The sequence below is a fragment of the Paraburkholderia phenoliruptrix genome (assembly GCF_047325075.1).
Classification (GTDB): domain Bacteria; phylum Pseudomonadota; class Gammaproteobacteria; order Burkholderiales; family Burkholderiaceae; genus Paraburkholderia; species Paraburkholderia phenoliruptrix.
In genome coordinates, this window is the sequence record NZ_CP168531.1 from 2,128,038 (window position 1) to 2,154,791 (window position 26,754).

The 26,754-nt window shown below is 64.8% G+C and carries 18 protein-coding genes and 1 pseudogene; 12 read left to right on the plus strand and 7 right to left on the minus strand.

Annotated elements, in window-relative coordinates; translation table 11 throughout:
- Positions 1-246 precede the first annotated feature (246 nt).
- Positions 247-501, minus strand: coding sequence for a hypothetical protein (locus ACEN8U_RS21650; protein ID WP_013588047.1), 255 nt, complete (start codon positions 499-501; stop codon positions 247-249).
- Between the two features lie 362 nt (positions 502-863).
- Positions 864-1,259, minus strand: a pseudogene (locus tag ACEN8U_RS21655) (transposase); the annotation flags it as partial.
- A 407-nt stretch (positions 1,260-1,666) separates the two neighbouring features.
- Between ACEN8U_RS21655 and ACEN8U_RS21660 the strand changes: the two are divergent.
- The 4 genes from ACEN8U_RS21660 (at position 1,667) to rluB (ending at position 7,373) form a co-directional block, all read left to right on the plus strand.
- Positions 1,667-2,569, plus strand: coding sequence for a LysR family transcriptional regulator (locus tag ACEN8U_RS21660; RefSeq protein ID WP_310110060.1), 903 nt, complete (start codon positions 1,667-1,669; stop codon positions 2,567-2,569).
- Between the two features lie 177 nt (positions 2,570-2,746).
- Positions 2,747-3,958: a pyridoxal phosphate-dependent aminotransferase gene (locus ACEN8U_RS21665; RefSeq protein WP_310110062.1), complete on the plus strand. Its 1,212-nt coding sequence runs from the start codon at positions 2,747-2,749 to the stop codon at positions 3,956-3,958.
- Positions 3,959-4,309: 351 nt separating this feature from the next.
- Complete coding sequence (scpB, locus tag ACEN8U_RS21670; RefSeq protein ID WP_310110064.1) at positions 4,310-5,449, plus strand: SMC-Scp complex subunit ScpB; 1,140 nt, start codon at positions 4,310-4,312, stop codon at positions 5,447-5,449.
- A 64-nt stretch (positions 5,450-5,513) separates the two neighbouring features.
- A complete protein-coding gene (rluB, locus tag ACEN8U_RS21675; protein WP_310110067.1) occupies positions 5,514-7,373 on the plus strand; it encodes a 23S rRNA pseudouridine(2605) synthase RluB in 1,860 nt (619 codons plus the stop codon).
- A gap of 223 nt (positions 7,374-7,596) precedes the next feature.
- Here rluB and ACEN8U_RS21680 read toward each other — a convergent pair whose 3' ends face one another.
- Positions 7,597-7,731 carry a hypothetical protein gene (locus ACEN8U_RS21680; protein WP_310110068.1) on the minus strand — a complete coding sequence of 45 codons (135 nt, stop codon included), beginning with the start codon at positions 7,729-7,731 and terminating at the stop codon, positions 7,597-7,599.
- 185 nt (positions 7,732-7,916) lie between these two features.
- On the opposite strand from ACEN8U_RS21680, the gene rimP reads away from it, so the two are divergent.
- The 5 genes from rimP (at position 7,917) to truB (ending at position 14,526) form a co-directional block, all read left to right on the plus strand.
- Positions 7,917-8,375, plus strand: coding sequence for a ribosome maturation factor RimP (gene rimP, locus ACEN8U_RS21685; protein ID WP_006052964.1), 459 nt, complete (start codon positions 7,917-7,919; stop codon positions 8,373-8,375).
- Positions 8,372-9,847, plus strand: coding sequence for a transcription termination factor NusA (gene nusA / locus ACEN8U_RS21690; RefSeq protein ID WP_013588052.1), 1,476 nt, complete (start codon positions 8,372-8,374; stop codon positions 9,845-9,847). The genes rimP and nusA overlap by 4 nt, the downstream gene beginning before the upstream one ends.
- Before the next feature lie 94 nt (positions 9,848-9,941).
- Positions 9,942-12,881 (plus strand): translation initiation factor IF-2, encoded by a 2,940-nt coding sequence (gene infB, locus ACEN8U_RS21695; RefSeq protein ID WP_015002377.1) that lies wholly within the window; start codon positions 9,942-9,944, stop codon positions 12,879-12,881.
- Between the two features lie 174 nt (positions 12,882-13,055).
- Positions 13,056-13,421: a 30S ribosome-binding factor RbfA gene (rbfA, locus tag ACEN8U_RS21700; protein ID WP_013339565.1), complete on the plus strand. Its 366-nt coding sequence runs from the start codon at positions 13,056-13,058 to the stop codon at positions 13,419-13,421.
- Between the two features lie 166 nt (positions 13,422-13,587).
- A complete protein-coding gene (truB, locus tag ACEN8U_RS21705; protein ID WP_310110070.1) occupies positions 13,588-14,526 on the plus strand; it encodes a tRNA pseudouridine(55) synthase TruB in 939 nt (312 codons plus the stop codon).
- Between the two features lie 217 nt (positions 14,527-14,743).
- Here the strand turns inward: truB and ACEN8U_RS21710 are convergent, their stop codons facing one another.
- The 4 genes from ACEN8U_RS21710 to ACEN8U_RS21725 all read right to left on the minus strand — a co-directional run bounded on the left by ACEN8U_RS21710 (position 14,744) and on the right by ACEN8U_RS21725 (position 19,774).
- Positions 14,744-16,306, minus strand: coding sequence for a DHA2 family efflux MFS transporter permease subunit (locus ACEN8U_RS21710; RefSeq protein WP_013588055.1), 1,563 nt, complete (start codon positions 16,304-16,306; stop codon positions 14,744-14,746).
- Positions 16,307-16,338: 32 nt separating this feature from the next.
- The gene (locus ACEN8U_RS21715; RefSeq protein ID WP_013588056.1) at positions 16,339-17,595 is read right to left on the minus strand and encodes an EmrA/EmrK family multidrug efflux transporter periplasmic adaptor subunit; all 1,257 of its coding nucleotides are present in this window, start codon (positions 17,593-17,595) and stop codon (positions 16,339-16,341) included.
- Between the two features lie 90 nt (positions 17,596-17,685).
- Positions 17,686-19,209 (minus strand): efflux transporter outer membrane subunit, encoded by a 1,524-nt coding sequence (locus tag ACEN8U_RS21720; RefSeq protein WP_310110071.1) that lies wholly within the window; start codon positions 19,207-19,209, stop codon positions 17,686-17,688.
- 49 nt (positions 19,210-19,258) lie between these two features.
- On the minus strand, positions 19,259-19,774 hold the full coding sequence (locus tag ACEN8U_RS21725) for a MarR family winged helix-turn-helix transcriptional regulator (protein ID WP_310110073.1): 516 nt from the start codon (positions 19,772-19,774) through the stop codon (positions 19,259-19,261).
- Between the two features lie 364 nt (positions 19,775-20,138).
- Here ACEN8U_RS21725 and typA point away from each other — a divergent pair, with 364 nt between their 5' ends.
- From typA to odhB, 3 genes are all read left to right on the plus strand, one after another.
- Positions 20,139-21,965, plus strand: a complete 1,827-nt coding sequence (gene typA / locus ACEN8U_RS21730) for a translational GTPase TypA (RefSeq protein WP_013588059.1) — start codon at positions 20,139-20,141, stop codon at positions 21,963-21,965.
- Positions 21,966-22,395: 430 nt separating this feature from the next.
- Positions 22,396-25,257, plus strand: a complete 2,862-nt coding sequence (locus tag ACEN8U_RS21735) for a 2-oxoglutarate dehydrogenase E1 component (RefSeq protein WP_310110075.1) — start codon at positions 22,396-22,398, stop codon at positions 25,255-25,257.
- Positions 25,258-25,400: 143 nt separating this feature from the next.
- Positions 25,401-26,678 (plus strand): 2-oxoglutarate dehydrogenase complex dihydrolipoyllysine-residue succinyltransferase, encoded by a 1,278-nt coding sequence (odhB, locus tag ACEN8U_RS21740; protein WP_310110077.1) that lies wholly within the window; start codon positions 25,401-25,403, stop codon positions 26,676-26,678.
- The last annotated feature ends 76 nt before the right edge of the window (positions 26,679-26,754 follow it).

Below are 26,754 nucleotides of genomic sequence, written 5' to 3' on the forward strand. Positions count from 1 at the left end.
GCCTCTGCGCGACGCTCGCCCGCCTCGCCTCGCGACACGGCTGAAAAAAAGCCCGTATCGCGAGGATACGGGCGTACCGGAATTACTGCTGCCACGCTGTGCTAATGGCGTTACGTCTGACCGATGCGGGCAGCCGTGGTTCCCGGAGATTTCGCCCTGTCTTTTGCAACGTCACCTTGCAGTGCTCCCGACTGCTGCGCGGGCGCCGCTTCCGGCGTTAGCACGTGTAACCGCGTCCAATCACGTCTAACGGCGCCGCGACGGATCGCCATGCGGCGGTTCCGGCCGCGTGCGCACGTTGCTCGCGATATCGCCGCGCAAGTCGCCGCGCGGCGCGGGCGGCGTGAAGTCGCGGCTGCGCTCGGCGCTTTGCTGCCAGGCCTCGACGGAAGCCGCGCGATCGGGCCGCCAGTTCCAGCCTTGCGGGCGCTGTTGGGTGAGCGCCGGTGCGGCCATTGATGAAAGCACAATGCCGCACAGAAGCAGTGACATTGGTTTCATGCTGAGCTCCCGTCCAGGCCCACTCGACATCAGGCCTGTTTGCATACGTATAAGGTATGCGGGGGCAAGAAAGCACGCTGTAAGTAATAGTAAATGGATGTTTCACCCGCAACTCGCGAGTCGCGAGGGCGTCTGAGGGCGGCACGCGGGTACGCATGAAGGGAACGCCGACGCGTCGAGCGGTGCGCAGCTGCAGCGCGCTTGAGCGACGTCAGAGGAAAGAGGCGACCGGCCGGCGCCAGGCGACGCCGTCACGCGGAGATCGGCAGGAGACCGTCGAAAGCAAACCGCCGGCAGGCGCCGGGCTGGTCCAGATGAACTTCGGGCGCCCGCAGGCGCCCGGAGACAATACGTTCTGTTCAGGCCATCTTGACCGGTGCGCGCCACGACTCCGGGTTGGTCCAGAATGCGCCGCGCAGACGGTCGCGGCTCGGCGGTGCCGGCGGTTTCGCGGCGGTCGCGCCAATGCGGCCGCGCAGCGAAATTTCGCGGCCGCTCGTACCGAGTCGCTTCACAATTTCGGCGAGCGTACCATCGGCTTGCCACTCGTCGAAACGGCGGCGGCAAGTCGGCGGCGACGGATAGCGGCCCGGCAGCTTGGACCAGCCTTCGCCCGTCGACAGCACCCACAGCACGGCGTTGACGACCGCCCGTGCTTCGACGCGCGGCCGGCCGCGGCGTTCGCTCCGTGCTGGCTCCGCACAGAACAACGCCTCGACCAGCGCCCACTCGTTGTCTCTCAAATCGTCGAACAGCATCATGTTTCACCTCAGCGAAGCTAACTCCGGTGCGCTGCCCCGCGCCGCGCACTCTCCATGCACTCGATAGGCGAGTGCCAAGGGGGTCGGGTTTGCCACGGTCTGCTATGCAGTCAGAAGTCATGGCGCCGACCCTGTGACCAAGTCAATGCAGGATGTGTGCCAAGTTGAGTCCAACTGCCTGAGAGCCCCGTAACAGCGGGCCAGCGCGGGCGCTAGCTAGGGCCGTATGAGAATCCAAAAAAGCTATCTCGCAAATCGGGACAATCACCAATCTTGTGCAGCAAGGCCCGCGCGGCGTGCGTTTGCGCCTCATTGCTGCATTGCAGCGAGTGCGTGTGGGCGCGGTGCACGCGCTGTCTGCGCGTACAATGCGCATCAAAACGGGTTATCGATGAGCTGAAGAAATGAACGTGACGTTGCGCCAGCTAAGGGTTTTCATCGAGGTCGCGCGCCTCTCCAGTTTCAGTCGCGCGGGCGAGGAAGTCGGGCTGACGCAATCCGCAGTGAGCCGTTGCGTCCGCGAACTGGAAGGAGAAATCGGTCTGAAGCTGATCGACCGGACGACGCGCGAGGTGCAGCTCACCGACGTCGGCGGCAATCTGGTTTCGAGCGTGTCGCGTCTTTTGGGCGATCTGGACGACGCCTTGCGCGAAATCCGCGAAATCGGCGAGCAGCGTCGCGGACGCGTGGTCGTCGCGGCCAGCCCGACCGTCGCATGCCGGCTGATGCCGCGCGTCCTTGCGGCATGCGGGGAACGCTTTCCGCACGTGGCGCTCGGCTTGCGCGACGACGTGCAGAGCGACGTGCTGCGCAAGGTGAGGTCCGGCGAGGTGGATTTCGGTGTGATCATCGGCCCGTTCGCCGCGGAGGATCTGTCGAGCGAATCGCTGATGACGGATTCGTTCTGCCTTGTGTCGCGTGACGACCATCCGCTCGCGCGCCACAAGGAGGTCGGCTGGGCGGAACTCGAAGGCGAGCGGCTCGTGATGCTCGACTACGCGTCGGGCAGCCGGCCGATCATCGACGCCGTCATGCACGAACACGGCGTGAGCGCCACGGTGGTGCAGGAGCTCGGCCATTCGGCGACGGTGTTCGGCCTCGTCGAAGCCGGCATCGGTGTGAGCGTGCTGCCGTGGCTTGCCTTGCCGCTGCCCGCCGGCGCCGCGCTGGCCGCGCGTGCGCTGGTGCCGCGAGCCGAGCGCACGGTGGAACTGGTGCGGCGGCGCGACCGCTCGCTGTCGCCGGCGGCTCAGGCGGTGTGGGATCTGATCCGCGAACTGCCGGCGCGGGCGGAAGACCTGCTGTGAGCCGCTCTGAGCCGATCAATGGCCGCCCGGCGCGCCTTTCCCGTGCGCGGCTCGACGTTGCATGGTCGGACGCTGGGCTAAACTGCCGCCTGCACGCCCTGGCGATCTGTGCCGTTTTGCAGCGCGCTTGCCGACGTTAGCTTTAGATTTCAGCCTTTTACTCACCTGGAAGCCTCGATGAGCGAACCGGAACTCTCCGTGCCCTCTATCCCCCATGCGCGCGACGCAGTGCGCACGCTGCGTGCGTCGCAGATTCGCGAAGTGGCCAATGCCGGCTTCGGCGTGGCCGACGTGCTGCCGTTCTGGTTCGGCGAATCCGACCGCGTGACGCCGGCCTTCATCCGCGACGCGGCGAGCGCCGCGCTGCAGGCCGGCGCGACCTTCTACACGCACAACCTGGGCATCGCGCCGTTGCGTGAGGCGCTCGCCGATTACGTGAGCGGCCTGCACGGCGACACTTCGCCGGACCATATCGCGGTGACGAGCGCGGGGGTCAACGCGCTGATGCTCGCCGCGCAACTGGTCGTGGGAGCGGGCGACCGCGTGGTGGCCGTCACGCCGCTGTGGCCGAATCTCGTCGAAATTCCGAAGATTCTCGGTGCGCATGTGGAAACCGTCTCGCTCGACTATGGCGAGCACGGTTGGCAGCTCGACGTCGAGCGCTTGCTGGCCGCGCTCACCCCGGACACGAAGATGCTGTTCGTCAATTCGCCGAATAATCCGACCGGCTGGGTCATGACGCGCGAGCAGCAGCGTGCCGTGCTCGCGCATTGCCGGCGGCACGGCATCTGGATCGTCGCCGACGAAGTCTACGAGCGCCTCTATTACCCCGAGGCTGCGCCCGACAGTCATGGCACGGCGCCGTCGTTTCTCGATCTCGCCTCGCGCGACGAGCGGGTGATCTGCGTGAACTCGTTTTCCAAGGCGTGGCTGATGACGGGCTGGCGCCTCGGCTGGATCGTCGCGCCGAAGAGCCTGATGGACGACCTCGGCAAGCTCGTCGAGTACAACACTTCATGCGCGCCGGCCTTCGTGCAGCAGGCGGGCATCGCCGCCGTCCAGCAGGGCGAGCGCTTCACGCAGGAGCTGGTGCGCGACCTGAAGGCGTCACGCGATCATCTGGTGCGGGCGTTGTCCGCCGTGCCGGGCGTCGACGTGAAGGCGCCGCAAGGCGCGATGTATCTGTTCTTTTCGATGACGGGCGCCTCCCGCAGCCTCGAACTGTGCAAGGCAATGGTGCGCCAAGTGGGTCTCGGCATCGCGCCCGGCAGCGCGTTCGGCCCCGAGGGCGAGGGGTTCTTGCGTTGGTGCTATGCATGCGACATCGCGCGGCTCGACGTCGGCGTGGAGCGCCTGAAGCGTTTTCTGGCGTTGCATGGGACACGCTAGTCGGGCCCGGCCAAGGCGCGCGGGAACCTCGCGCGCGGGCGCGCGTCCGACAGATGCGCGGGCGTCCTCGGGGCGCGCGCCGGCTTAAGCATTGCGCGCCCATGCGCCGGGCATGTTGTCCGGCGGTTCGCTTTACGCACCGGATGTTTTTGCGTAATATGGCGCTCAGTCACGCGATTCCTGTCCGGAATATCGCTGCTCCGTCCGGCTGGGTTTGGCTCGATAGTCTGTTTCGCCTCCCCCCGGTGCGTGCTCCCATCAATATGACCGATCAGAATCGGGCGAGCGCGTCTTCAGTTCCACATCGTCTGTTTGATCCGGTTCTTTGACCACAGGGTCTGACCTAGCTGCATGAATACCCAAGAGGCGAAGATCGTCCTCGAGACAGCCTTGATCTGCGCGCAGGAGCCGTTAAAGCTCGGCGATTTGCGCAAGCTCTTTGCCGACGGCGTGTCGGCAGACACCGTTAGGACTCTGCTCGAAGACCTGAAACAGGATTGGTCGGGGCGCGGTGTGGAGTTGGTCGGGCTGGCGTCGGGCTGGCGGTTTCAAAGCAAGCCCGCGATGCGTTCGTATCTGGATCGTCTGCATCCCGAGAAACCGCCGAAGTATTCGCGCGCGGTGCTCGAAACGCTGGCGATCATTGCATACCGGCAACCGGTCACGCGCGGCGATATCGAAGAGATTCGCGGTGTCACGGTGAACACGCAGGTCGTCAAGCAACTCGAGGACCGCGGCTGGATCGAGGTGATCGGGCATCGCGACGTGCCGGGGCGTCCGGCGCTTTATGCGACCACGCGTCAGTTTCTCGACGACCTCGGTTTGCGCGCGCTCGACGAATTGCCGCCGCTCGCGGACCCATCGGCGCAATTGAATGCGGACCTGCTCGGACAGCATGCCATCGAGTTCTCCGACGCCGAGAGTGGTGAGACGCCGGCATCGCATGAAGCAAGCGATGAGAGCGCGCCCGAAGCGGCCGACATGACCGCGGCGGAAGCGGCAGCCGGCGTAGAGGCAGGAACGGAAATCGCTGCACCAGCGGCTGAGGCCGCCGACCATTCGGCGCACGAGCAGGCTGGCGGCGCGCAAACGGCTGCCGCAGCCGGGAGCGCCGGCGAGTCCGGAACGACCGCCCATGCGGCCGTCGAGCCTCAACCGCAAGCAGTAAAAGAAGCAGAGCAGGCCGAACCCATGGAAAACGCCCACGAGGTGGGCAGCGAAGCGGCAAACGTTGCACCGCTGCCGGGTGCCGGGCAATTCGAGGCTAAATCGGAAGCGGACGCCGAAACCGAGGCGGATCGCGATACGCTCGCCGAGGCCGATCCGGCCGGTCTTGCAACACCCGCGCACGGTTCGGGCGTCCTCCGCGGCACAGAGCACGCGGCGGGATCGACCCTGAACCAGGCGGCGCACGACGAGGAAGATCGTCGCGATGCCGCACAGGACGCAGGCATTCTGACCGACGACGAAGCCGAGTCGCGCAGCGCCTGACGTAACCGAACATTTTTTGCCGCGCCTGCAAGGGGCGCGCGCGACCTGACATTTTGAGGTTGTTTTGACACATACCCACGACACCGATTCGTCCGAATCCGAGCGCGCCGTGCCGTCGGCGCGCGCTGACGAAACGCGCACCCAGGAAGCGTCGGCAGGCCAGGGCGAGCGCCCGGCGCAGACCACGGAAGCAGACGGCGAGGACCGTCCGCGTCGCGGCCTGCGTCGCGGGCCGCGCAGTCTGATTGCCCGGCGCCGCGCCGGCGCGAAGACGAAGGCCGCCGAAGGCGCGCCGCTCGAGACCGCCGCGGTCGTGGGCGAAGCCCCGCCTGACGGCGAGGTGACGGCGCAGGCGCGCCCGCCGCGCAAGGAAGCCGGCGCGAAGGGTCAGGGGTCGCGCCGCAATGCCGGCGGTGCCAAGCGTGAAGGACAGCGCGAAGGCCAACGTGAAGGGCAGCGCGAAAGTCAACGTGACGGCGCGCCGCGCGAAGGTCAGCGCGAGCGCCAGCCGCGCGCCGGCGGCCAGCGCCAGAATCGCCGTGGCGGCGAAGCGCCGGCGGCAGCGGCCGACGCCGCTCAGGACGACCTCTTCTCGTACGTCACATCGCCGGCCTTCGACGCCGACAACAGCACGACGGGCGGCGTGCGTGCGCCGATGCTGCGCCGGGGCAAGCCCGCCGCGGCCAAGCGCGTCCTTTCCGCCGACGACGACGCGCCCAAGCTTCACAAGGTGCTGGCCGAGGCCGGCATGGGCTCGCGCCGCGACATGGAGGAACTGATCGTCGCCGGCCGCGTGTCGGTGAACGGCGAACCGGCCCACATCGGCCAGCGCATCATGCCGACCGATCAGGTGCGCATCAACGGCAAGCCGGTCAAGCGCAAGCTCGCCAACAAGCCGCCGCGCGTGCTGCTGTATCACAAGCCGACGGGCGAGATCGTCAGCCATGCCGATCCGGAAGGCCGTCCTTCGGTGTTCGACAAACTGCCGCCGATGAAAACCGCCAAGTGGCTCGCGGTCGGCCGTCTCGACTTCAATACCGAAGGTCTGCTGATGCTGACCACTTCCGGCGATCTCGCGAACCGTTTCATGCATCCGCGCTATAGCGTCGAGCGTGAGTACGCGGTGCGCGTGGTCGGCGAACTGGCGGAAGGCATGCGTCAGAAGCTGCTGAACGGCGTCGAGCTCGACGACGGTCCGGCAAATTTCCTGCGCATCCGCGACGGCGGCGGCGAAGGCACCAATCATTGGTATCACGTCGCGCTCGCCGAAGGGCGCAACCGCGAAGTGCGCCGCATGTTCGAAGCCGCCGGCCTGATGGTCAGCCGTCTCATCCGTACGCGTCACGGCCCGATTTCGCTGCCGAAGGGCCTGAAGCGCGGCCGCTGGGAAGAGCTCGAAGACAATCAGGTGCGCGCGCTGATGGCGTCCGTGGGCCTGAAGGCGCCGAGCGAAGAGCGCGGCGGCCGCAATGCCGCGCCTGAGCGCAAGCAACCCGATCCGATGCAAACGTCGATGGGCTTTATCAGCCGCGAACCGGTGCTGATGTCGCATCACCGTTTCGAACAGCAGCCGCGCGGTCAAGGCCGGCGCGGTGCGGCGGGCGGTGGCTTCGGCGGCGGCGCCGGTGCGGGCCTGGGCGGCGGCTACGGCAATCGTGGCGCCGGCCGGAGCGCGGGCGGGTTCGGCGGCACGGGCGCACCGCGCGGTGGCCGCGACGTCGACGGCAATCGTGCGCCTTCGGGCGGCGGCAATCGCGCTGCCGGCGGCGGCAAACGCGCCGGCGGGAACGGTCCGGGCGCGGGCGGCGGCAATCGTGCGCCGGGCGGCAACCGCGGCAACGGCAACCGCGCAGGCGGCGGCAACGCCGGCGGCGGTGCAAACCGAGGCGGGGGGGCGCCGCGCGGCCGTTCGCGCGGGCGCTGATTGCGGGCGCTGATTGCGGGCGCTGATTGCGCGGGCGAAGAGTCTGCGAGCTCTGCTCGGTCCTGCATCGAGCCGCTTGTGAGCCGCTTGTGAACCGCTCGTGAGCCGAGCCGCAGCCATGCGCGGCGGTGAGCTGACCGAGGCTGCCGCGCCTGGCGGCGTCGTAAGTGAACCGGGTGCGGGCGATAGTCGGGCCAGATTGCGCGGGCGCCGTCTTGCAAAGTCAGCAAACGCCGCCATATCGTCGAAAGATCGCCATGAAATCAAGCGGAAATGCGCTTGGCGCGGCGCTCTGCGGTTTGCGTTTGTCCTGAAAAATGGCTACAATCGCGAAGTCGCTGGGCGTGCGGCTTTTCATGTGCGGCTCAGGTGCGACCACCGGTAATAAGATGATGGGCGTTTAGCCCATTTTTTTTTGCCGCTCAGTTCATCGTGGTTCGGCATCTCGGGTAGCACGAACGTGCGCCGGCCAGGCGCGCGGCCCGCATTGGTTGTTTGCAGAACAAGCGGCAGGCTCGCTGCGCGAACATCTAAGAGGGCACTGTGCAACTGACGGAACTGATTGAAACCACGGTCGTGGGACTCGGCTACGAGCTCGTCGATCTCGAGCGCACCGGGCGCGGCATGCTGTGTATCTATATCGACCAGCCGGCCGGCATCGCGATCGAAGACTGCGAGAAAGTCACGCGTCAGCTCCAGCACGTACTGACGGTCGAAAATATCGATTATGAGCGGCTCGAAGTATCGTCGCCGGGCCTCGACCGTCCGCTGAAAAAACTGGCGGATTTTGAACGCTTCGCAGGCAGCGAGGCGGTAATCACATTGAAAAAGCCATTGGACGGACGGAAATCGTACCGGGGCATTTTGCATGCTCCGCAAGGCGAGACCATCGGTCTGGAATTTGAAGGGAAGGAAGGCGCCGCGATGCTCGATTTCACGCTCGCGGACATGGACAAAGCACGCCTCGTTCCGAAAGTTGACTTTAGGAGCCGCAAACAATGAGTCGCGAAGTGTTGATGCTGGTGGATGCGCTGGCACGCGAGAAGAATGTCGACAAAGACGTGGTATTTGCCGCGCTCGAAGCGGCTCTCGCTTCGGCCTCCAAGAAACTCTTCGAAGAAGACGCGGACATCCGCGTCCATATCGACCGTGAAAGCGGCGAGCACGAGACGTTTCGCCGCTGGAAAGTGGTGCCGGACGAAGCCGGTCTGCAGGAGCCGGATCAGGAAATCCTGCTGTTCGAAGCACGTGAGCAGAAGCCGGAAATCCAGATCGACGACTACATCGAAGAACCCGTGCCGTCCATCGAATTCGGCCGTATCGGCGCGCAGGCCGCCAAGCAGGTGATCCTGCAGAAGGTGCGCGACGCCGAGCGCGAGCAGATCCTGAACGACTTCCTCGAGCGCGGCGAGCACATCATGACCGGTTCGGTGAAGCGTCTCGACAAGGGCAACTTCATCGTCGAAACCGGCCGTGTCGAAGCGCTCCTGCGCCGCGATCAGCTGATTCCGAAGGAAAATCTGCGCGTGGGCGACCGCGTGCGCGCCTACATCGCGAAGGTCGATCGCACCGCGCGCGGTCCGCAAATCGAACTGTCGCGTACGGCGCCCGAATTCCTGATGAAGCTGTTCGAAATGGAAGTGCCGGAAATCGAACAGGGTCTGCTCGAAATCAAGGCGGCGGCGCGCGACCCCGGCGTGCGCGCCAAGATCGGCGTGGTCGCGTACGACAAGCGTATCGACCCGATCGGCACCTGCGTCGGCATTCGCGGTTCGCGTGTGCAGGCCGTGCGTAACGAGCTCGGTGGCGAAAACGTCGACATCGTGCTATGGTCGGAGGATCCCGCCCAGTTTGTGATCGGCGCGCTCGCGCCGGCAGCCGTCCAGTCCATCGTTGTCGACGAAGAAAAGCATTCGATGGACGTCGTCGTCGACGAAAACGAACTGGCGGTCGCGATCGGCCGCAGCGGCCAGAACGTGCGTCTTGCCAGCGAACTCACCGGCTGGCAGATCAACATCATGACGCCGGACGAATCTGCGCAAAAGCAGAATCAGGAACGCGGTGTTCTGCGCGACCTGTTCATGGCGCGTCTCGATGTCGACGAAGAAGTCGCCGACATCCTGATCGACGAAGGCTTCACGAGCCTCGAAGAGATCGCTTACGTGCCGCTGAACGAGATGCTCGAAATCGAGGCATTCGACGAAGACACCGTCCATGAACTGCGCAACCGCGCGCGCGACGCGTTGTTGACCATGGCGATCGCAAATGAAGAAAAGGTCGAAAATGTAGCGCTCGACCTGAAGAGCCTGGACGGCATGGACGCCGACCTGCTCGCAAAACTGGCCGAACATCAGATCCAGACGCGCGACGAACTCGCCGAGCTGGCCGTGGATGAACTGGTCGAGATGACCGGAATGGAAGAGGATGCCGCTAAGGCGTTGATCATGAAAGCACGTGAACACTGGTTCCAGTGAGAAATGACCATGGCGCACTAAATTGAACGCGGCCGCGAGGCTGCATGACCCGATGCTAACCGCAAGGAATCGGTCCTTGCATTAAGAGGAATGAATGGCGAGTAACAACGTAGCCCAATTTGCCGCGGAACTGAAAATGCCTGCAGGCGTGCTGCTCGAGCAGCTGCAGGCGGCGGGCGTCACCAAAGCGAGCGAAGCCGACTCCTTGTCCGAAACGGACAAGGCGCGTCTGCTCGACCACTTGCGCAAGTCTCACGGCTCGACTGATGCGGACAAGCGCAAGATCACGCTGACGAAACGGCATACGTCGGAGATCAAGCAGTCCGATGCGACGGGCAAGGCTCGCACCATTCAGGTCGAGGTGCGCAAGAAGCGCACTTTCGTCCGCCGCGACGAAACCTCCGCTGAAGGCGGAGAAGCATCGAATCATGTGGCTGAAAGCACGGACGCCGAGGAGCTCGAACTCCAGCGCCGCGAAGAAGAAGCGCGTCATGAAGCCGAACTGCTCGAGAAGCAGGCGCAGGAACTGAAGGCGCGTCAGGAACAGCTCGAACGCGAAGAGGCCGAGCGCCAGGCACGCGAGCAGGCGGCCGAAGCCGAGCGTCGCCGTGCGGAAGAAGAGGCGGCGAAGAAGCGCGCAGCGGCTGCGGCCGAGGCGGCGGCTCGCGAAAAGGCGGAGGCCGCGAAGGCCGAAGCGGCGCCTGCCAAGGCGGCCGAACCGGCCGTCGCGAAAGACACCGAGCAGGACGACGAGCGCGCCGCGGCTGAGCGCGCGGCTCAGCGCGAAGCGGCGAAGAAGGCGGAAGACGCGGCGCGTCAGGCTGCCGAAAAGGCGCGTGCCGAGCAGGAAGAAATCGCGAAGCGCCGCGCCGCGGCGGAAGCCGAAGCACGCGCGATCCGCGAAATGATGAACACGCCGCGCAAGGCGCAGGTGAAGGCGCCGGAACCGGCGCCGAAGCCCGCCGAGCCGGCCAAGGCCGCGGAAGCCAAGGGCACGCTGCACAAGCCGGCACGTCCGGCTGGCGAAGCGGCGCGTCCAGCGCCGGGCGCCGCGCGCAAGCCGGCGGCAGCGGCTCCGGCCGCGACCACCACGCCGTCCGCCGGCGACAAGAAGAAGCCGGGCGGCAAGGGCGGCTGGCAGGACGACGCAGCCAAGCGCCGCGGCATCAAGACGCGCGGCGATACGAGCGGCGGCGTCGACCGCGGCTGGCGCGGCGGCCCGAAGGGTCGCGGCAAGCATCAGGATCAGGGCACCACGTTCCAGGCGCCGACGGAGCCGATCGTGCGTGAAGTGCACGTACCGGAAACCATCACGGTCGCCGACCTGGCGCACAAGATGGCGGTGAAGGCGTCGGAAGTCATCAAGTCGATGATGAAGCTCGGCCAGATGGTTACCATCAACCAGATGCTGGACCAGGAAACGGCGATGATCATCGTCGAGGAACTGGGCCATCACGCGGTCGCGGCCAAGCTGGACGACCCGGAAGCCATGCTGGTGGAAGGCGAAGTGTCGGATGCGGAAGCATTGCCGCGTCCGCCGGTCGTCACCGTCATGGGTCACGTCGACCACGGCAAGACCTCGCTGCTCGACTATATCCGCCGCGCGAAGGTTGCGGCGGGCGAAGCGGGCGGCATTACGCAGCACATCGGCGCTTACCACGTCGAAACGCCGCGTGGCGTGATCACGTTCCTCGACACGCCGGGTCACGAGGCCTTTACGGCGATGCGTGCCCGCGGTGCCAAGGCAACGGACATCGTGATTCTGGTGGTCGCAGCCGACGACGGCGTGATGCCGCAAACGAAGGAAGCGATCGCCCACGCGAAGGCCGGCGGCGTGCCGCTCGTCGTCGCGATCAACAAGATCGACAAGCCGGAAGCGAACCCGGAACGCGTCAAGCAGGAACTGGTTGCGGAAGGCGTCGTGCCGGAAGAGTACGGTGGCGATTCGCCGTTCGTGCCGGTGTCGGCAAAGACCGGCTCGGGTATCGACGACCTGCTCGAAAACGTGCTGCTGCAAGCCGAAGTGCTGGAACTGAAGGCACCGGTCGAAGCGCCGGCCAAGGGTCTCGTCATCGAAGCGAAGCTCGACAAGGGTAAGGGTCCGGTCGCCACGATCCTCGTGCAGTCCGGTACGCTGAACCGTGGCGACGTGGTGCTGGCAGGCAGCGCTTACGGTCGCGTGCGAGCCATGCTCGACGAAACGGGCAAGCCGACCAAGTCGGCGGGTCCGTCGATCCCGGTCGAAATCCAGGGTCTGTCGGAAGTGCCGCAAGCGGGCGAGGAAGTCATCGTCATGCCGGACGAGCGCAAGGCGCGTGAAGTCGCGCTGTTCCGTCAAGGCAAGTTCCGCGACGTCAAGCTGGCCAAGCAGCAGGCCGCGAAGCTCGAGAACATGCTGGAACAGATGGGCGAAGGCGAAGTGCAGTACATGCCGCTCATCGTCAAGGCCGACGTGCAAGGTTCGCAGGAAGCGCTCGTGCAGTCGCTGCTCAAGCTTTCGACCGACGAAGTGCGCGTGCAGATCGTGCACGGCGCCGTGGGTGGCATCAGCGAATCCGACGTCAACCTGGCGACGGCTTCGAAGGCGGTCATCATCGGCTTCAACACGCGGGCGGATGCACAGGCTCGCAAGCTGGCCGAAGCCAACGGCGTGGACATTCGCTACTACAACATCATCTACGACGCAGTGGATGAGGTGAAGGCCGCGATGTCGGGCATGCTGGCGCCGGAGAAGCGCGAAGTCGTGACGGGTACCGTCGAAGTGCGTCAGGTCTTCAAGGTGCCGAAGATCGGCGCAGTGGCAGGCTGTATGGTCACGGACGGCTTCGTCAAGCGCTCGTCGTCGGTGCGCGTGCTGCGCAACAACGTCGTCATCTTCACGGGCGAGCTGGATTCGCTCAAGCGCTTCAAGGACGACGTGAAGGAAGTCCGCCAGGGCTTCGAGTGCGGTATGTCGATCAAGAACTTCAACGACATCGTCGAAGGCGATCAGTTCGAAGTCTTCGAAGTCACCGAAGTCGCGCGTACGCTGTAAGTCACGCGGCAAGGGTTCCAGGGGCGGAGCGGGCATCAACGCCCACTCCGCCCGTTGTTTTTGGGCCTGCCGTTGCGCGCCGCCCGTGCGGTCGCGCTCCGCGAACGCCGCGCTCGTTGTTGCCGCGCGGCCGCGAACCTTTTTTGCATCCGTCACCACGGATCACACAACACCATGCCTAAGAAACGTTCTTCACCCAATCGCAACGTGCAGATCGCCGATCAGATCCAGCGCGATCTGTCGGAGCTGCTGCGCGAGGTCAAGGATCCGCGCATCGGCATCGTCACGATTCAGAGCGTCGAGCTGACGCCGGACTATGCGCACGCCAAGGTCTATTTCACGACCTTGACCGGCGATCCGCAGCAGACGCTCGCGGCGCTCACGCACGCGGCCGGCCATTTGCACAATCAGTTGTTCAAGCGCCTGCATATTCACACGGTGCCCACGCTGCATTTCCATTACGACAAGACGATCGAGCGTGCCGTCGAGATGTCGCGTCTCATCGACGAGGCGAACGCCAGTCGCGCGAAAGACGACTAACGCTTGCCGCGCACGCGTGCGCCCCGGTGCGCCCCGGTGCGTCGCGCGTGGCCGCGGCAGGGCTCGGGCAGCACGACTAACGCCGCGCGCTCCACTGCCCGCGGCGCTGCGCCCAGCGCCTGGCGTTCCACGCCGGTCCGCCTTACTATCCAATCCGTCTTCCGACATGACCGCACCTCAACGCCCCCGCGTGCCGCGTCGCGCGCTCGACGGTGTGCTGTTGCTCGACAAGCCGCTCGGCTTGTCGAGCAACGACGCACTGATTCGCGCGAAGCGCCTCTATCTGGCCAAAAAGGCGGGCCACACCGGCACGCTCGACCCGCTCGCCACCGGGCTGCTGCCGCTCTGTTTCGGCGAAGCCACCAAGTTTTCACAAGATCTGCTCGAAGCGGACAAGACCTACGAGGCCACCATGCGCCTCGGCGTTCGCACGACCACCGGCGACGCCGAAGGCGAGCCCGTCGACATGCGCGCGGTGACCTGCGACGAAGCCGCGGTGCGGGCCGCGCTGCCGCAATTTCTCGGCGACATCGTTCAGGTGCCGCCGATGTATTCGGCGCTCAAGCGCGACGGCAAGCCGCTCTACGAATACGCGCGCGCGGGTCAGACCGTCGAGCGGGCAGGACGTGAGGTCACGATCCATGCGCTCGAACTGATCGCTTGCGCGCTGCCGGATGTCACGTTTCGCGTCACGTGCAGCAAGGGCACCTACGTGCGCACGCTCGCGGAGGATATCGGCGAGGCGTTGGGCTGCGGTGCGCATCTGGTGGCGTTGCGGCGCACCGGCGTCGGTGCGCTGACGCTCGAGCATTCGGTCACGCTCGACCAGCTGTCGGACGCGACGGAAAGCGAGCGCGAGGCGTGGCTACAGCCGGTCGACGCGTTGCTGTCCACTTTTCCGTCCGTGCATCTCGACGAGGACGCGACGCGCCGCTTTCTGCATGGTCAGCGGCTGAAGCTGTCGGAACTCGATCTGGGCGCTGACGCGAGCAACGCGTCGCGCGTGAGAGTCTACTCGGCGGTGCAAGGCCGCCTGCTCGGTGTCGCGAAGTGCGGAGAAGGCGTGCTTGCCCCGGAACGGCTCGTGGTCACGGCGGCCAATTAGCGGCTTCCGGCGCGGCGCGGCGGCGGCGTGGCGGCGGCAGCGGCGGGCGTAGCGAGTCGCGCGAGCGCTCGAAAACCGCGCCCGGGCCGGTTGCAACAAAAAAAAGCGGGACCGCCCAACAAGCGGTCCCGCTTTTCATGTCCGACTACACGTGACGACAAGTCACTGAGCGCCGCTGAGCGCCGTCGCGCGCAAGACGCGCGAATAAAACCCAAGCTCAATGCGCCGCGGCCGCCGCTGCACCGGCGTCGCCACCGGCTCTCTCCGGCTTCGTGATCCAGATCAGCGCAATCAGCGCGACGAAAATACCGGCAGAAACGAAGAACAGGTCGTTCACGCCGAGTTGCGCAGCCTGCTGCGTCGCCATCGAATTGAAAAGTCCATACGCTTGCGGCTGAGTGAGACCCGCGGCGCCCATTTGATGGATCGATTGATCGAAGAGCGGGTTGTAGGCGTTCGCGCGCTCAGTGAGTTGCGCATGATGCATGATCGAGCGATGATCCCACGCCGTCTGGAAGATCGACGTGCCGATCCCGCCGCACATGATCCGCACGAAGTTCGACAGACCCGAGGCCGCCGGAATCCGCTGGCCCGGCAAGCCCGACAGCGTGATCGACACGAGCGGAATGAAGAACCCGGCCATGCCGATGCCCTGAATCAGCGTGGGCAGCAAAAGCGAGTAGGTATCCACGCCGGTCGTGTAGCGCGAGCGCATCCAGAAACACAGTGCGAACACGAGGAACGAGAGCGTCGCGATGTAGCGCGGATCGGTGCGCGGCAGGATCTTGCCCGTGATCGGCGAGAGCAGCACGGCGAAGAGTCCGACGGGCGCCATCACGAGACCGGCTTCAGTGGCGGTGTAGCCGATATCGGTTTGCAGCCACAGCGGCAGCAGCACGAGGTTGCCGAAGTACAGACCGTAGCCGACCGACAGCGCGATCGTGCCGCCCGTGAAGTTTCGCTTGCTGAAAAGCGAGAGATCGACCACCGGATGCTCGGCGGTCAGTTCCCACACGATGAAAAACGCCAGCGCGATCACCGCCACGAGCGCCAGCACGACGATCGTGGTCGACGAAAACCAGTCGAGATCCTTGCCCTTGTCGAGCATGATCTGCAGCGCGCCCACCCAGACGATCAGCAGGCCGAGGCCCACGCCGTCGATCGGCGCCTTTCTGATGACGGAATCGCGGTTGCGAAAGATCATCCACGTGGCCGCGGCCGCAATGGCGCCGACGGGAATGTTGACGTAGAAGATCCACGGCCACGAGATGTTGTCCGAGATCCAGCCGCCGAGAATCGGGCCGGCGACCGGCGCGATCAACGTGGTCATCGCCCACATGGAGAGCGCCATCGGCGCCTTTGCACGCGGATAGCTCGCAAGCAGCAGCGTTTGCGAGAGCGGAATCATCGGGCCGGCCACCGCGCCTTGCAGCACGCGCGAGGCGAGCAGGAAGGGCAGCGTGGGCGCGAGGCCGCACATCCATGACGAGATCACGAACAGCACGATCGACGCCATGAAGAGGCGCACCTGGCCGATGCGCTCGGTGAGCCAGCCGGTCAGCGGCACCGAGATCGCGTTGGCGACCGCGAACGACGTGATCACCCACGTGCCCTGGTCCGACGACACGCCGAGGTCGCCGGAAATGGACGGAATCGAGACGTTCGCAATCGACGTATCGAGCACGTTCATGAAAACGGCGAGCGACACCGCGATGGTGCCGATCACCAGTTGCGCGCCCTCGAGCGGCGGATGAGGGACTTGCGCCTGAGCCTGAGCCATTCAATGAAACCTTGTATGAGTCGCCGCGCGGCTTACATCAGTTTGGAAGCCGCGGGGCGGGCGGTGCTGGACTGCACGGCCTTTTGCGTGCCGGCGTTCGGACCTGCGTTTTCCGCGATGATGCGGGCAATTTCCGCGTCGGCTTCGTCGCCGTACTTGGCGAACACGTTCGTCTGATAGACGGTGTTCTGTGCGTCGCCCAGCTGGCCGCCGTTTTCGTCCTTGATGCTGACGTCGGCCTGCATCGACAGACCGATACGCAGCGGGTGCTTTTCAAGCTCCTGCGGATCGAGCGCGATACGCACCGGCAGGCGCTGCACCACCTTGATCCAGTTGCCGGTCGCGTTCTGCGCGGGCAACAGCGAGAACGCCGAACCCGTGCCCGCCGAGAAGCCGACCACCTTGCCGTGATAGACGACCGACGAGCCGTACACGTCGGCCGTCAGCTCGACCGGCTGGCCGATGCGCATGTGCTTCAGTTGCACTTCCTTGAAGTTGGCGTCGACCCACACGCCGCCGAGCGGCACGATCGCCATCAGCGGAGTGCCCGGCGACACGCGCTGGCCGACCTGCACCGAGCGCTTCGCGACATAGCCGGTGACGGGCGCGGGCAGCGTGTTGCGCGCGTTGTTCAGATAGGCGTCGCGGACTTTGGCGGCAGCGGCCTGCACGTTCGGGTGATTCGCGATGGTGGTGTTCGCCGTCAGTGCACGGTTCGACGCGAGCTGTTGCTGCGCGGCGTCGACGGCGGCCTGGGCGCTCTTCACGGCGTCGCGCGCATGGGAAATTTCTTCCTGCGAGACGGCTCCGGTCTGCGCCACCGTCAGACGGCGCTTCAGGTCGTCCTGTGCGCGCGACAGGTCGGCCTGACGCTGCGCGACCTGCGCCTGGTACTGGTTGTCGTCGGCGAAGAGGCCGCGCACCTGGCGCACGGTCTGCGCGAGATTCGCTTCGGCCTGTTCGAGCGCGACGCGCGCGTCGGCGGGGTCCAGTACGACGAGCGGATCGCCGGCCTTGACGGTCTGCGTGTCGTCGGCGTTGACCGCGACGACCGTGCCGGTGACCTGCGGCGTGATCTGCACGACGTTGCCGTTCACGTAGGCGTCGTCGGTGTCTTCGTGAAAGCGCGCCACGAGGAAGTAGTAGAGGCCGTACGCGATGGCCGCGATCAGGATCACGATGACGAGCAGCGTCATCATGCGCTTGCGTTTGCCGTTGTTCGCCGGTTGTGCCGGCTTGTTCGGCTGGGCCGGTTGGTTGGTAGCCGCGGGCTGCTGGGGGGTGCTCATTGATGTGCTCCGGGTTCTCTCAAACGTCGTCGTTTATTCGGATATTCGTGTGTGCTTCGTTGCAGTCGGTCCACGTGCGCTTCGCGCCGCCTATTTTGCCGCCGTGGTCGCGGCAGGCGTCGCTGCGGCCGGCGCGGGGCCGTGTTCGTCGGTCGGCACGACAAGGCCCGTCTGCGTTGCGTCAAAACCGCCGCCCAGCGCCTTGATGAGGCCGATCTGCAGATCGCGGCGGCGCATCTTCAGCGTCGTGACCGTCTGTTCGGCGGCGAGGCGGTTCTGGTCGGCGGTCAGCACCTGTAATTGCGGCGACAGACCCGCCTTGTAGCGGATCACGGCGAGCTGATAGGCCTTCGTGGAGGCGTCGAGCGCGCGCTGTGCGTCGCCCGATTGCTGGTCGATCGAGCGGATCGACGAGACTTGCGTCGCGACGTCCGATAACGCGTTGATCAGCGTCTGGTTGTAATTGGCGACGTCGAGATCGAAGTCGGCGTAACGGCCCTTCAACTGCGAGCGGAGCGCGCCCGCGTCGAAAATGGGCAGATGGATGGCCGGGCCGAACTGCATCTGGCGGCTGCCGGCCCGCAGAAAGCGGCCCCAGCCGAACGCGTCGAAGCCGAACCCCGCGGCGAGGTTCACGTCGGGGAAAAACTCGGCCTTGGCTTCCTTCACGTCGTGCATGGCCGCTTCGACCTGCCAGCGCGCGGCCACAATATCGGCGCGACGTGCGACGAGATCGGCAGGCAAATTGTCGGGCAACGCGACCGTGCCGCCGACGCCGAGCGCCGGCTGCGCGATCTGCAGGCCGCGGTCCGGACCCTTGCCGAGCAGCGCACCCAACTGATAGCGCACCACTGTGATCTGACCTTCGAGATCGGTCAGGTTGGACTGGCTCGTCGCGATATTGCCGTTCGCGGTCTGGCGTTCGACGTTGGTGTCGAGACCGGCCGCGACGCGGCCGTTCGTGATGCGGCCGATCTCCTGACGGTTCTGGATCTCGCGCGCGGCGATGTCGCGCAGCGCGTACAGCTGCGCAAGCTGGTTGTAGGTGCTCGCCACCGACGCCGCGAGCGTCACGCGCGCCTGCTGCATGTCGGCCTCGGCCGCTTTTTCCTGCGATACGGCCTGGCCGAGCCGCTGACGGTTCTTGCCCCACAGGTCGAGGTCCCACGAGGCGCTTGCCAGCGCGTTGTTCTCGCTATACCAGGAGCCGCCATACGGAGGCGGGTAGAGCGCGTTGCCCGAGAGCAGCTCGCGCGTCCATGAATAGCTGCCCGTGACTTTCGGGTACAGCGCCGAGCGCGAGCTTTCTATATAGGACGAGGCCTTCGCGAGGCGCGCCTGCGCCTGCGCGATCGACGGGTTCCCTTCCAGCGCTTCGGCAATCAGTTTCGGCAGCTGGGGATCGTCGAACTGGTTGGCCCAGTCAAGCGAGGGCCACTGGCCCGCCTGGCCCGCGAGGCTCTGCGTGGACTCGTACTGCGCCGGCGACGAAATCTGCTTGTCGCTCTTGACACCGAAGTAGTTCGCGCACCCTGTGAGGGCGAGCGCTGCCGCCGCGGCGGCGACAGCGGCCCGGCTCGAAAGCGCGGACGCGGACAGGGAAAGGGATTTCATCGCTCGACTCTTTGAGTGGAATGTAATGATGGACGCTGCAAGCAATTTTTTAGAACTTGCTCTCGGAATTACTTGCCGGATCACGGGTCAGCGCGGTGCATTCGCCGGAATTGATGAGCACGCGGCGCAGCATGCTCTTCAGAAAACCCACTTCTTCCGGCGTGAAGCCGGCGAGCAGACTGTCCAGCACGCTGGTGAAAATTTTCGGCATTTTTGCCGCGATGGCGTGGCCTTCCGGCGTGAGCGCGAGGCGCACGGCGCGCCGGTCCTCATTGCTGCGCACCCGCGTGAGCAGCCCGCGCTTTTCCAGCCGGTCGATCAGGCGCGTGACGGCGCTCGCGTCGATCCCGTATTCGCGCGCCAGCTCGGCGGCCAGGAGGCATTTGCCGCTCGCCACCATGAACAGGATGCTGCCCTGCTGGCTGGTGATGCCGAGTTCCGCCATGCTGCGCTGGGTGACCAGGTTCGACATGGTCGACTTCACGCGCGAGAGCAGGTAGCCGACGCTTTCGCCAAGCTGGTACTCGCTGATCTCCGGCGCGGGTGTGGGGGACGGCTCCGTCATGATTCTCGTGCGAATGCAATGGTTGACTAGGCACGATTATAAGAGTTGGATGATTGACGCGGCAAGCGTTATTACAGCTTAGGCAAGGAACTTTCCGCACTCAAGAACGAATCGGCGCGTTTTTGCGTAGGCTTGGCGTGGGCCGCCGTCGGCGTCGCGGCGGGCGAAAGGGGCGCGGCCGGGGTGCGCGGTGTCCGCTATCGGGGAATACCAGAAAGCGTCACGAGTGCGTGCTATAATGTTGGGTTCCCAAAAGTGCGCTTTGGGCTTGTCGTACATTTGTCCTCGTATTGCCTGGTAGAAGGGTGAGCGGCAGGGGTAAGCGGCATGAGCAAGCGGCGCACTCAACTGTCTCCAGGTTCCTATGACCCGCGCCCTACGCAACATCGCCATCATTGCCCACGTCGACCACGGCAAGACTACGCTCGTCGACCAGCTCCTCCGTCAGACCGCCACGTTCCGCGACAACCAGCAGGTTGCCGAACGGGTCATGGACTCGAACGACATCGAAAAGGAACGTGGCATCACGATCCTGTCGAAGAACTGCGCGGTCGAATACGAAGGCACGCACATCAATATCGTCGACACCCCGGGCCACGCCGACTTCGGTGGCGAAGTAGAACGCGTGCTGTCCATGGTCGACTCGGTGCTGCTGCTCGTCGACGCCGTGGAAGGCCCGATGCCGCAAACGCGCTTCGTCACCAAGAAGGCGCTCGCGCTCGGCCTGAAGCCGATCGTCGTGGTCAACAAGGTGGACCGTCCGGGCGCGCGCGTGGACTGGGTGATCAACCAGACGTTCGACCTGTTCGACAAGCTCGGCGCAACGGACGAACAGCTCGACTTCCCGATCGTCTACGCGTCGGGCCTGAACGGCTACGCGGGCCTCACGCCCGACGTGCGCGAAGGCGACATGCGCCCGCTCTTCGAGGCGGTGCTCAAGCACGTGCCGGTGCGCGCAGCCGACCCGGAAGGTCCGCTGCAGCTGCAGATCACCTCGCTCGATTACTCGTCGTATGTCGGCCGTATCGGCGTGGGCCGTATCACGCGCGGCCGCATCAAGCCGGGCATGGCGGTCGCCGTGCGTTCGGGTCCCGACGGCGCGATCCTGAACCGCAAGATCAACCAGGTGCTGTCGTTCAAGGGCCTCGAGCGCGTGCAGGTCGACTCGGCTGAAGCAGGCGACATCGTGCTCATCAACGGTATCGAGGAAATCGGCATCGGCGTGACCATCTGCTCGCCGGAACAGCCGGAAGCGCTGCCCATGATCACCGTCGACGAACCGACGCTGACCATGAACTTCCTCGTCAATTCGTCGCCGCTCGCCGGTCGCGAAGGAAAGTTCGTCACGAGCCGTCAGATTCGTGACCGCCTGATGAAGGAACTGAACCACAATGTCGCGCTGCGCGTGAAAGACACCGGCGACGAAACCACCTTCGAAGTGGCAGGCCGCGGCGAGCTGCACCTGACCATTCTGGTCGAGAACATGCGCCGCGAGGGCTACGAGCTGGCTGTGTCGCGTCCCCGCGTGGTGATGCAGGAAATCGACGGCGTGAAGCACGAGCCGTACGAAAACCTGACCGTCGACATGGAAGACGCGCACCAGGGCGGCGTGATGGAAGAGCTTGGCCGCCGCAAGGGTGAAATGCTCGACATGGCGTCGGACGGCCGCGGCCGCACGCGTCTCGAATACCGTATTTCGGCGCGCGGCCTGATCGGCTTCCAGTCGGAATTCCTCACGCTCACGCGCGGCACGGGCCTGATGAGCCATACGTTCGACTCGTACCAGCCGGTCAAGGAAGGCGCGGTCGGCGAGCGCCGCAACGGCGTGCTGATTTCGCAGGACGACGGCGCGGCCGTCGCTTACGCGCTGTGGAAGCTGCAGGATCGCGGTCGCATGTTCGTGTCGCCGGGCGACGCGCTGTATGAAGGCATGATCATCGGCATTCACAGCCGCGACAACGACCTCGTCGTGAACCCGATCAAGGGCAAGCAGCTCACCAACGTGCGTGCGTCGGGCACCGACGAAGCCGTGCGCCTCGTGCCGCCGGTCCAGTTGTCGCTGGAATACGCGGTCGAATTCATCGACGACGACGAGCTCGTCGAAGTCACGCCGCAATCCATCCGTCTGCGCAAGCGCTATCTGAAGGAGCACGAGCGCCGTGCCGCCAGCCGCAAGGGCGCTGTGGACTAAACGCGCGCCGGCGTCTTCTTTGTTTCACCGGTTGTCCAGAAGCCACCCGAAGCCACCTTCGGGTGGCTTTTTCATTTCCGCCTATGCATCAAACGTTATAGGAATTTCGCACAGGTTCGCTGTTCGTTTATGTGCGTTTGTCCGTTACTTGTGCGGTGCTTCCGCGCTTTTCGTCACCCGTTGGTCGCCGTTATTCGCAGAAGACTGTTGCGGATTGCGGCAATCGCCGCGAAAGCCCGTCGCGCCGGGCTCGGGCGGCAATTCGCCTGCTATCTGGACTATCCGTTATGTGATATGCTCCCCGGGTGCAAGTTTTAGGTCCTTCCAAGCAAGACTTGATTCGCGCAATCCGCTAAACGGTCAGGCCGTGTCGCGGAAGGTTCTGTAACCCGCTATTTCTCGAGAAACTCGAAGAAAGGTGAGCGTAAAAATGATGAAGCAATTCCAGTCGAACTCTTATCTGTTCGGCGGCAATGCTCCGTACGTAGAAGAAATGTACGAAGCATATCTCGACAATCCGGCGTCAGTGCCCGAGAACTGGCGCAGCTATTTCGACGCGTTGCAGAATGTTCCTGCATCGGACGGCAGCAATGCCAACGACGTGGCCCATGGCCCGATCGTCGAATCGTTTGCGCAACGGGCCAAGGCCAATGCCTTCATCCCGCGCACCGCAACCGGCGGCGAAGACCTCGCTACCGCGCGAAAGCAAGTCTATGTGCAGTCCCTCATCGGCGCATATCGCTTCCTCGGCTCGCAATGGGCCAACCTGGATCCTCTGAAGCGCCGCGAACGTCCCGCCATCCCCGAACTCGAACCTGCGTTCTACGACTTCACCGAAGCCGACATGGACCAGGAGTACAGCGCCACGAATCTGTATTTCGGTTTCGAGCGCGCGTCGCTGCGCGAGATCGTCAAGGCGCTGCGCGACACGTATTGCGGCACGATCGGCGCCGAATACATGTACATCAGCGATCCGGAACAGAAGCGCTGGTGGAAGGAAAAGCTGGAGTCGATCCGCTCCACGCCGAATTTCTCGAACGAGAAGAAAAAGCACATCCTGAATCGCCTGACGGCCGCTGAAGGCCTCGAGCGCTTCCTCCACACCAAGTACGTCGGCCAGAAGCGCTTCTCGCTGGAAGGCGGCGAAAGCTTCATCGCGTCGATGGACGAGGTCGTGCGTCACGGCGGTGCCCGCGGCGTGCAGGAAATCGTCATCGGCATGGCCCACCGCGGCCGTCTGAACGTGCTGGTCAATACGCTCGGCAAGATGCCCGCCGACCTGTTCGCCGAATTCGAAGGCAAGCACGTCGACGATCTGCCGGCCGGCGACGTGAAGTACCACAAGGGCTTCTCGTCGGACGTGTCGACGGAAGGCGGCCCGGTTCACCTGTCGCTCGCGTTCAACCCGTCGCACCTCGAAATCGTCAACCCGGTGGTCGAGGGTTCGGCGAAGGCGCGTATGGATCGCCGCGGCGACGACAGCGGCTTGCAAGTGCTGCCGGTGCAGATTCACGGCGACGCCGCTTTCGCGGGCCAGGGCGTCGTAATGGAAACGCTGAACCTCGCGCAAACGCGCGGTTACGGCACGCACGGCACGCTGCACATCGTCATCAACAACCAGATCGGCTTCACCACGTCGGACCCGCGCGACTCGCGCTCCACGTTGTACTGCTCGGACGTCGTCAAGATGATCGAGGCGCCGGTGCTGCACGTGAACGGCGACGATCCGGAAGCCGTCGTGCTGGCCACGCAGCTGGCTATCGACTTCCGGATGCAGTTCCACAAAGACGTCGTGGTCGACATCGTCTGCTTCCGTAAGCTGGGTCACAACGAGCAGGACACGCCGGCTGTTACCCAGCCGCTGATGTACAAGACGATCGCCAAGCACCCGGGCACGCGCGCGCTGTATGCCGAAAAGCTGGTGCAGCAAGGCGTGATCACCGCCGAAGACGCGGAAGAGTACGTCAAGGCGTATCGCAAGGCGATGGACGAAGGCCATCACACGGTCGACCCGGTGCTCTCGAACTACAAGAGCAAGTACGCGGTGGACTGGGTGCCGTTCCTGAACCGCAAGTGGACCGACGCAGCCGACACGGCCGTGCCGCTTGCGGAACTGAAGCGCCTCGCCGAGCGCATCACCACGATTCCGGAAAACTTCAAGGTTCACCCGCTCGTCGAGCGTGTGATCAACGACCGTCGCGCCATGGGCCGCGGCGAGGCCAAGCTCGACTGGGGCATGGGCGAGCACCTCGCGTTCGCTTCGCTGGTCGCTTCGGGCTACGCCGTGCGTCTGACCGGCCAGGACTCGGGCCGCGGCACGTTCACGCACCGTCACGCGGTGCTGCACGACCAGAACCGCGAGCGCTGGAACGACGGCACTTACGTGCCGCTGCAGAACATCGCCGAAGGTCAGGCGAAGTTCACGGTGATCGACTCGGTGCTGTCCGAAGAAGCGGTGCTCGGTTTCGAATACGGTTACTCGACCGCTGAACCGAACACGTTCGTCGCATGGGAAGCGCAGTTCGGCGACTTCGTGAACGGCGCGCAAGTCGTGATCGACCAGTTCATCTCGTCGGGCGAAGTGAAGTGGGGCCGCGTGTCGGGCCTGACCATGTTGCTGCCGCACGGCTACGAAGGCCAGGGCCCGGAGCACTCGTCCGCGCGTATCGAGCGTTTCCTGCAACTGTGCGCAGATCACAACATGCAGGTCGTTCAGCCGACGACGCCCGCGCAGATTTTCCACCTGTTGCGCCGTCAGATGATCCGCCTGTTCCGCAAGCCGCTGATCGTCGCAACGCCGAAATCGCTGCTGCGCCACAAGGAAGCGGTGTCGGATCTGTCGGAACTGGCGAAGGGTTCGTTCCAGCCGGTGCTCGGCGAAGTGGACGAAGCCATCGACGCGAAGAAGGTCAAGCGCGTGCTGGTGTGCTCGGGCCGCGTGTACTACGACCTCGTCGCGCATCGCCGCGAAGCGAAGTCGAACGACGTCGCGATCATCCGTATCGAACAGCTGTATCCGTTCGCACACAAGCAGTTCGAAGCGGAAATGAAGAAGTACGACAACGCGACCGAAGTGGTGTGGGTGCAGGACGAGCCGCAGAATCAGGGCCCGTGGTTCTACATCGAGCATCACCTGAAGGAAGGCATGAAGGAAGGACAGAAGCTGGCATACAGCGGCCGTCCGGCTTCGGCTTCGCCGGCAGTGGGCTACTACGCGAAGCACTACGAGCAGCAGAAGGCGCTGGTCGAAGGCGCTTTCGGCCGCCTCAAGAGCGCGTCGATCGCTAAATAAAGCAATGAGACGAACCGGGAAAGCGCATCGCGCTTTCCCGTGCCGCGTTGTGCCACCCGTCGAGGGGCAGGCGCGGCACGCAGGGTTCGCAGGCGGTCGTCGTTCACCGCGCCGTCACCCGATACGTATTCAGGATATTCATAATGGCTATTGTTGAAGTCAAGGTTCCCCAGCTGTCCGAGTCGGTCTCGGAAGCCACGATGCTGCAGTGGAAGAAAAAGCCCGGCGAGGCTGTTGCTCAGGACGAAATTCTCATCGAAATCGAGACCGACAAGGTCGTGCTCGAAGTGCCGGCACCCTCGGCCGGCGTGCTCGCGCAAGTCATCGCGAACGACGGCGACACCGTCACAGCCGATCAGGTGATCGCCAAGATCGACACCGAAGGCAAGGCTGGCGCCGCTGCGGTCGAAGCCGAAGTGAAGCCGGCTCCGGTCGCCGCTCCGGCACCGGCCGCTGCACCGGCCGCGCAAGCTGCCTCCGTGGCGGGTGCGAACACCGCTGCTTCGCCGGCTGCCGGCAAGCTGATGGCGGAGAAGGGCCTCTCCGCCGGCGACGTCGCAGGCACGGGCCGTGACGGCCGCATCACCAAGGGCGACGTGCTGACGGCAGGTGCACCGGCTGCCAAGGCTGCTGCGCCGGCACCGGCCGCTGCACCGAAGGCTGCGAAGCCGTCACTGCCGGACGTGAAGGCGCCCGCATCGGCCGATCAATGGCTGAAGGACCGCCCGGAACAACGCGTGCCGATGTCGCGTCTGCGCGCGCGTATCGCCGAGCGTCTGCTCGAGTCGCAGCAAACCAACGCGATCCTGACCACGTTCAACGAAGTGAACATGGCGCCGGTGATGGACCTGCGCAACAAGTACAAGGACAAGTTCGAGAAGGAACACGGCGTGAAGCTCGGCTTCATGTCGTTCTTCGTCAAGGCGGCCGTGCATGCGCTGAAGAAGTTCCCGCTCGTGAACGCGTCGATCGACGGTAACGACATCGTCTATCACGGCTATTTCGACATCGGTATCGCGGTCGGTTCGCCGCGCGGTCTCGTCGTGCCGATCCTGCGCAATGCGGATCAGCTGAGCCTCGCCGAAATCGAGAAGAAGATCGCCGAATTCGGTCAGAAGGCGAAGGACGGCAAGCTGTCCATCGAAGAAATGACGGGCGGTACGTTCTCCATCTCGAACGGCGGCGTGTTCGGCTCGATGCTGTCGACGCCGATTATCAACCCGCCGCAGTCCGCGATTCTCGGCGTGCACGCCACGAAGGAACGCGCGGTCGTGGAAAACGGCCAGATCGTGATCCGCCCGATGAACTATCTGGCGCTGTCGTACGACCACCGCATCATCGACGGCCGCGAAGCCGTGCTGTCGCTCGTCGCGATGAAGGATGCGCTGGAAGACCCGGCGCGCCTGCTGCTCGACCTGTAATCACGGGTTCATCGCGGGTTCGCGAGGCGCCGGCTTGCAAAACGCGCAAGCCGGCGCCATTTGAAGAGCTCAGGCA